The organism is Scopulibacillus darangshiensis, from assembly GCF_004341035.1.
Lineage (GTDB): Bacteria > Bacillota > Bacilli > Bacillales > Sporolactobacillaceae > Scopulibacillus > Scopulibacillus darangshiensis.
Map to the genome: position 1 here is coordinate 1 of NZ_SLXK01000077.1, position 7,720 is coordinate 7,720.

General features: G+C 44.0%; 7 protein-coding genes. 6 read left to right on the top strand and 1 reads right to left on the bottom strand.

Going from position 1 to position 7,720, the window contains the following annotated elements:
- Positions 1-119 precede the first annotated feature (119 nt).
- The 4 genes from EV207_RS22650 to EV207_RS22665 are packed head-to-tail and all read left to right on the top strand — an operon-like array spanning position 120 to position 3,933.
- Entirely contained in the window at positions 120-1,559 is a 1,440-nt protein-coding gene (locus EV207_RS22650) for an aldehyde dehydrogenase family protein (protein ID WP_132748685.1), read from the top strand.
- Between the two features lie 19 nt (positions 1,560-1,578).
- Positions 1,579-2,649, top strand: coding sequence for a tartrate dehydrogenase (locus tag EV207_RS22655; RefSeq protein ID WP_132748688.1), 1,071 nt, complete (start codon positions 1,579-1,581; stop codon positions 2,647-2,649).
- A 42-nt stretch (positions 2,650-2,691) separates the two neighbouring features.
- Positions 2,692-3,684, top strand: a complete 993-nt coding sequence (locus EV207_RS22660) for an NAD(P)/FAD-dependent oxidoreductase (protein WP_132748691.1) — start codon at positions 2,692-2,694, stop codon at positions 3,682-3,684.
- Between the two features lie 15 nt (positions 3,685-3,699).
- Positions 3,700-3,933 (top strand): indolepyruvate ferredoxin oxidoreductase subunit alpha, encoded by a 234-nt coding sequence (locus tag EV207_RS22665; protein WP_132748694.1) that lies wholly within the window; start codon positions 3,700-3,702, stop codon positions 3,931-3,933.
- A 51-nt stretch (positions 3,934-3,984) separates the two neighbouring features.
- On the opposite strand, the gene EV207_RS22670 is transcribed toward EV207_RS22665, so the two are convergent.
- Positions 3,985-5,358, bottom strand: a complete 1,374-nt coding sequence (locus EV207_RS22670; RefSeq protein WP_132748697.1) for a sigma-54 interaction domain-containing protein — start codon at positions 5,356-5,358, stop codon at positions 3,985-3,987.
- Between the two features lie 339 nt (positions 5,359-5,697).
- On the opposite strand from EV207_RS22670, the gene EV207_RS22675 reads away from it, so the two are divergent.
- Positions 5,698-5,892, top strand: a complete 195-nt coding sequence (locus EV207_RS22675) for a DUF3311 domain-containing protein (protein WP_132748700.1) — start codon at positions 5,698-5,700, stop codon at positions 5,890-5,892.
- Positions 5,886-7,343, top strand: coding sequence for a sodium:solute symporter family protein (locus EV207_RS22680; RefSeq protein ID WP_424511393.1), 1,458 nt, complete (start codon positions 5,886-5,888; stop codon positions 7,341-7,343). The genes EV207_RS22675 and EV207_RS22680 overlap by 7 nt, the downstream gene beginning before the upstream one ends.
- Positions 7,344-7,720 lie beyond the last annotated feature (377 nt).

Below are 7,720 nucleotides of genomic sequence, written 5' to 3' on the forward strand. Positions count from 1 at the left end.
ATCTCTAGAATTTAGGGGGTGGCAAGTTTTTTGCTTAAAAAGCCCTTTATTATAGGATTTTATAACTTATTTCTATATAAAGTTTTGACAATACGTCACGAATACAAGGAGGTCGTTTTATGGAAAAGACAGCAACAATGAAACAAAACCTGTTTATAAATGGGGAATGGGTAGGCACCCCCGGGGTGCACCGGATTTATAACAAATACAATGGCGAATTATTTGCTGAAGTCAGTGAATCAGGGGAAAGGGAAGTCAATGATGCGATTGAGGCTGCTGATCTGGCTTTTAAAAGAGGTGCCTTTTCTCCCGAAAACCGCTACACTGTTCTGGCAAAGGCTTCAACATTGCTGGTACAGCATATAGATGATCTGGCGGGTACGATTGCGATTGAAGGCGGGAAGCCGATAAAAGACGCCTTAGCTGAAGTGAAGCGGACGGCTAACACCTTTTTATTAGCAGCTGAAGAGGCTAAGAAATTAAAAGGAGAGATTATTCCAACTCAAGCCGCAGCTGGTATGGACACACGGTTCATTTACACTGTTAAAAAACCGGTTGGCATTGTCGGTGCAATCACGCCGTTCAACTTTCCGCTGAATCTCGTGGCACACAAGGTCGCGCCAGCACTTGCTGCAGGCAATCCGGTCATTATTAAGCCGGCTTCCAATACTGCGGTATCGGCTCTGAAGCTTTGTGAACTCTTAGAAAAGGCGGGGGTTCCAAAGGGCTATGTCCAATGTGTCGTTGGCAGCGGGGCCGTTGTCGGAGAACAATTGTTGACCGATCCGCGTATCGCCCATTATACATTTACCGGTTCCCCGGCAGTCGGCAAGCACATCCAGGAAACGATTGGTTTGCGAAAAGTGACGCTTGAATTAGGGTCCAATTCAGCAACCATTGTTCATAAGGATGCGAATATCGCAAGTGCCGCAGCGAAACTTGCAAAGATGGCTTTTGCACACGCAGGGCAAATTTGTATTTCTGTCCAGCGGATCTTTGTCCATCAATCGGTACAGCAACAGTTTATGGAAACTTTCCTAAAAGGTGTTTCACAGCTTAAGGTCGGCGATCCGCTCGATCCAAATACGGATGTTGGTCCAATGATCAGTGAAAAGGAAGCTGAAAGAATAGAAGAATGGGTCAATGAAGCAAAGCAATCTGGGGCAACAATACTGACAGGCGGTTACCGCGAAGGCAGCATGTATTATCCTACCGTGATAACGGATGCATATAAGGGAATGAAAGTCGTTGATGAAGAAGTGTTTGCCCCTGTCGTATCCGTATCAACGTACGATACGATAGAAGAAGCGATTGACATGGTGAACGACTCCAAGTATGGTCTCCAGGCGGGCATTTACACGAAAGATCTTAGTCTATCATTTAAAATCCCGTATTTGCTAGATGTCGGCGGCGTGATCATCAATGACACATGCTGCTTCAGAACGGATCAAATGCCTTATGGCGGGGTAAAAGAAAGCGGCATTGGCCGTGAGGGCCCCGCTTATGCCATGGAGGAAATGCTTGAGACCGTCACCGTCGTTGTTAACCTGGAAGAATAAAGGAGACGAGAGTGCAATAATGACAAGAACATACAAGATCGCAGTTATTCCTGGTGACGGCATTGGCCCGGAAGTCATCAATGAAGGGGTTAAAGCATTAACGAAACTAGCAGAAACAGATTCACGTTTCGATTTTGATTTTACTTATTTCCCCTGGGGGTGTGAGTATTATCTGGAACATGGCAAAATGATGGCCGAAGACGGCATTGTGCAGCTAAAAGAGTTTGATGCGATTTATTTGGGCTCCGTCGGTTATCCTGGGGTGCCCGACCATATCTCTTTATGGGATCTGCTTCTTAAGATTAGAAAATCATTCGACCAATATGTCAATTTACGGCCAATAACGTTGCTGCATGAAAATATGTGCCCGCTCAAAAATGATAAAAAGGATAACATTGACATGCTTGTTATTCGTGAAAATAGTGAAGGTGAATATGCAGGGGCGGGTGATTGGCTTTATAAAGGTCAAAAAGAAGAGGTTGTCTTGCAAACCGGCGTCTTTTCAAGGAAAGGAACGGAGCGGATCATTCGCTATGCCTATGAAACTGCGAAGTCGGAAGGCAGGAGCTTAACGAGTGTCAGTAAAGGCAATGCGCTGAATTACTCAATGGTTTTCTGGGATCAAATCTTTGAAGAGGTTGGCAAGGAATTTCCAGATGTCCAAACGCAGTCGTATTTGGTCGATGCGGCAAGCATGTTCATGGTTCAGCAGCCGGAACGGTTTGAAATTGTTGTGACGTCAAACTTATTTGGCGATATTCTGACGGATTTGGGTGCGGCTCTTGCCGGCGGATTAGGCCTTGCCGCAGGCGCCAACATTAACCCGGAACGCCGCTATCCATCGATGTTTGAGCCTGTGCACGGATCAGCACCGGACATTGCGGGAAAGGGGATTGCCAATCCGCTTGCGGCGGTATGGTCTGCAAGTCAAATGCTTGATTTCCTAGGTTATGATGATCAAGGCAAGCGATTGTTAAAGGCGATTGAAAGGCTATTAATTGATGGCGGATGCCTGACACCTGATATGGGAGGGCAGGCTTCAACAGCAGACGTCGGCAGCCGAATAGTAGAATACCTGTCAATTGTCTAAAGTGACTGGGCACAGTTCGATTGGGAAGGGAGGCTTAAGAAAATGTGCGATAAAAATATATTTGATATTACCATCATTGGTGGAGGACCAGCAGGTTTATTTGCGGCTTTCTATGCTGGTATGCGGCAAATGCGGCTGAAAGTGATTGAAAGCATGCCGCAGCTTGGCGGTCAGCTGTCAGCATTATACCCTGAGAAGTATATTTATGATGTTGCCGGTTTTCCCAAAGTGCGGGCTCAGACCCTCGTTGGAAATTTAAGAGAGCAAGCTCTGCAATTTAATCCTTCAATTGTTTTAGATCAAACCGTTCAGAATGTAAAAAAAGCAGCTGATGGGTCGTTTGACATATATACTGACCAAGAGCTTCATCATTCCAAAACAATATTGATAACAGCGGGAGTAGGCGCTTTCCAACCCCGGCCATTAAAGGTGGACAATGCGGATTGGTATGAAGAGAAGAACCTTCATTATTTCGTCAATGATATGAATCGATTCACAGACAGGCATGTCGCTATTTGCGGCGGAGGCGATTCCGCAGTCGACTGGGCATTGATGCTGACACCTATTGCCAAAAAGGTCAGCATCATTCACCGACGTGAAGCATTTCGCGCTCATGAGCATAGTGTCAAAGCATTAATGACATCAGGGGCTGACATTCATACGCCCTATGAACCGATTGAATTGATTGGTGATGAGCATCGAATCAATCAGTTAGCGATCCAAAAGGTTAAGGGTGAAGAGCGGGTAACGATTGATATAGACGCATTAATTGTCAACTACGGCTTTGTTTCTTCACTCGGCCCAATAAAAGAATGGGGACTCGCTATCGAGAAAAATTCAATTACTGTCAATTCAAGAATGGAAACATCCATCCCAGGGATCTATGCCTGCGGTGATATTGCAACATATGACGGAAAAGTAAAGTTAATTGCGACAGGGTTTGGCGAAGCCCCAATTGCTGTCAGCAACGCAAAAGCTTATATTGATCCTAAAGCACGATTGCAGCCGCAGCACAGCACGAGTCTATTTGCGTGAGAGGGGGAGACTTGAATGGCATTCGTGATTACGTCACCTTGCAAAGATGAAAAAGCGGCTGAATGCATTGAGACATGTCCGGTGGATTGTATCCATGAGAGCGGTGATATGTATGTCATCGATCCGGATGCATGCATTGAATGCGGCGCATGTGAGGCTGTTTGTCCCGTTGAAGCTATTTATGCCGAAGAAGATGTTCCTGAGGCTGAAAAGGAATGGATTGAAATGAGTAAAGTCTTTTTCAGATAAGCGCTATAAGAACACTCACCACAACATGTGGTGAGTGTTCGCTTTTCTTCATTATTTCTTCAAATCCTGACAAAAGGAGCGGATGAGATTGTTCGCCCTCGTTTGGCTGATCTTCAAATCGACCGCAACCTTGCGGGAACTGTGGTGTTTCTTATATGATTTGCGAATCATTTCTTTCTCAATACCTGATATCGCATCATCAAGCGATTGATAGGATGATAATTGATAGCCTAAGTCACGCCCGCTTTCATAAATGTCACTCGGAAGGTCCTCGCTTTTAATCAGCGATTCGCTCGTAATGACGAGTCTTTCAATCACATTCTCAAGCTGTCTAATGTTGCCCGGCCAGTGATAATTAGCAATAATGTTCAGGCATTCCTGTGAAATCAACTGGTTAACATCGTATTTTTTATTAAACGCATTAAGAAAATAATAGGTTAATGGAATGATATCTTCGTATCGCTCGCGCAGTGGCGGTATCTTAAGATCAATGACGTTCAGCCTGTAAAAAAGATCCTCTCTGAATTCTTTATTTTGCACCATATCACTTAAGCCGCGATTTGTCGCGGCAATAATTCGGATGTTGACCTTTTTGGGCTTTCTTCCTCCAACAGGGATAAATTGATGTTCTTGAATCAGTTCAAGCAGCTTAGCCTGGATTTTAAGCGATGTTTCCCCGATCTCATCCAAAAAAAGCGTGCCGTTATCAGCTTGCTCAACGAGTCCCTGCTTGCCCCTTTCACTAGCTCCGGTAAACGCCCCCTTTGAGTAGCCGAACAACTCTGATTCTAATAGATGCTCGGGAATCGCCGCACAGTTTATTTTCAGAAAAGGCCCTTTGTTTCTTTGACTTATTTGGTGTATATAATGGGCCAAAACACCTTTTCCGGTACCGGATTCTCCTTGAATTAGGACTGTGGAGTTGACATTGGCTATCTTTTTGCAAACCCCGATCACCTTCTTCATGGTTTCGCAGTTAGTAAAAAAGGCCAGATTAGAAGGTTCTTCTGAGTCCAGAAGATACTGACCGCCATCATCATCTTGAGAGTCCCTGATTAATTTTAAATGGTGCAATTCTTGTGCGGTGACGACAACAAATTCAATGTCATCTTGCTCATTTAATATCGGTATGGCGGTTGTTAGAAGTTCTCCGCCGATGTATGTCGTTTGCTTGATTGAGACAGGTTTCTTTTGCTCAAAGACCAGGGGAACGATCGACGGCTTCCAATATCCTTTTTTAAAAAAGTCAGCATTGTATCTGCCTATAACATCATCTGGTTTCAACCCATAGTGTCTTTCACAAACTTTATTAACATAAACGATTCTTTTCAGATGATCTAGGACGAAAATTTCGTCGGATGAATAATCAAGCAGCTTCTGGAATTTTTCAACGCTCATTTCAATCGTCTCTTGAATGCGCTGCATGAAAGACTCCCCCCTTTAACGGATGTTTTTTGAAGAGAAGGACTAGTCACTCTAATTTTACAACTATAAATAATTATGAAACAAGTCATTTTTATATGTCGAATGGGAGTTTTTAATGACTCAGATTGAGTAGTAATCAACTCATTTGTTTCTCGAGAAAAAGGTTTATAGTGAAATATTTGCATTTTCAGGCCTTGGACTTGAGTTCATTATTACTCACTTTAGGGTTTATTTTTCCCGGAGTTAAAGGTTTTTTATTTGGCACACAACTTGCAAAGTAATGAGTAATTACACTGCCTTTAAGCGCTTTCAATTTTTAATAAAAGGGGGATTAGTTAAATGAAAAAACTCATTGTTTTACTAAGCATTATACCCACAGTTGGTTCATTAACAGTCATCAATCGGGTGGAACCTTATATTCTTGGCTTACCCTTCATTGTCTTCTGGGCAACAGCTTGGCTGATCCTGACATCGGTCTGTCTTTATATCAGCTGTGTGATTTATGAGAGAAAGGAGGAGAATAAGTTATTGTAATCCTTGCCTTGGCTTTTTATTTAGGCATTCGCGCTCGAAAAGGCCAGGAAATGAAGCTGGAACAGTGGGCGGTCGGGGGCAGAAACTTCGGTTCTTTAATTATGTTTGTTCTTATGGCAGGGGAGATGTTTTCGACGTTTGTATTTCTCGGCGCGAGCGGAGCGGCATACAGACTCGGCGGTCCTTCCATATATATATTTTGCGCATTGACTTACATTGTGCCCTTCTGGATATTGCCCCCTATTTGGCGTTACGCGAAGCGACATAAGCTGCTCACACAGTCGGACTTTTTTGCAAAAAAGTATAGCAGCAAGCCACTAGGGTTCCTGGTTGCGATGATTGGTGTGGTTTCTATGATTCCTTATATCGTTTTACAATTAAAGGGATTTCAGATTATTGTCTCTGAAACATCATACGGCATGATTTCTCCAACGATGGCTGTTTGGATCGGCATGATTATCGTGACCGTCTTCGTATACGTATCAGGCATTCACGGATCAGCTTGGACAGCCGTGTTAAAGGATATCCTTATGATCGGTGTCATTGTCATTTTGGGCGTTTATCTGCCTTTCCATTATTTCGGCGGTATAAAGCCGATGTTCGAAACATTAGATGCGGCAAAACCAAGCTTTTTATTGCTTCAGGATAAGGGGATGAGCATCTCGTGGTATATATCCCTTTGCGTAACGATAGCATTGGGTCAATATATGTGGCCTCATTGTTTTGGGGCGAGTTTATCTTCTCAAGATGAGTCCACTCTTCGAAAAAACGCAGCTATTTTGCCCATATATCAAATCATTCTAGTGTTTATTCTATTTATCGGTTTTACCGCTGCTTTGCAAATCCCGAACTTGCAAGGAGCAGATACTGACCTTGCCTTGTTTAGAATGACAAAGGAAGCTTTTCCGCCTTGGTTTGTCGGCATTACCGGAGCAGCAGGAATGCTCGCGGCTCTTATTCCTTGCTCAATGTTAATTTTGACAGCGGCGACAATCTTATCGAAAAATATTTATAAAGCAATTAAACCCGATACATCGAATAATCATCTTGCCAAATTAACACGTATCTTTGTGCCAATAGTGTCATTAGTTTCCTTATACTTCACATTCTTTGGCGGAAACACAATGCTTGCACTTCTCACCATGGCTTACAGTTTTGTCCTCCAGCTGTTCCCGCCTTTAGTATTCAGCTTTATTAGGAAAAACCCTGTCAGTAAAGCCGGGGCTTCCGCCGGTATGATTGTCGGTGTGATCCTCGTTGCGTTCTTTACCCTGTCAGGGACGACAGTGGCAACGCTCTTCCCGGCGGCTCCTCAATTTATTAAAGACCTTGATATTGGCGTTGTCGCCATTACGATTAACTCGGTCGTCATGCTTGCTGTCAGCGCTTTCACGAAAAAAGTTCAAGTATCCATTCCGGAAAAACCGGTTAACCAAACGATCAAGTCCTAACTGTGGCAAAAAGGTAAAATAAGTGAAAAATGTCCTCCGCAGGGCGATGAACGCCCAAAGTCGGAAAAAATACGGCCTTGAGGTCGTTCATAGTGGCGATGAACACCCGAAGCCGGTAAAAAATAGTGCTCGAGGTCGTTCATAAGGGCGATGAAAGCCCGAAGTCGGAAAAAATACGGCCTTGAGGTCGTTCATAGTGGCGATGAACACCCAAAGCCGGTAAAAATACGGCCTCGAGGTCGTTCATAAGGGTGATGAAAGCCCGAAGTCAGTAAAAATACGGCCTCGAGGTCGTTCATAGGTGAGATGAAAGCCCAAAGTCGGTAAAAATACGGCCTCGAGGTCGTTCATAAAGGCGATGAAAGCCCAAAGTCGGA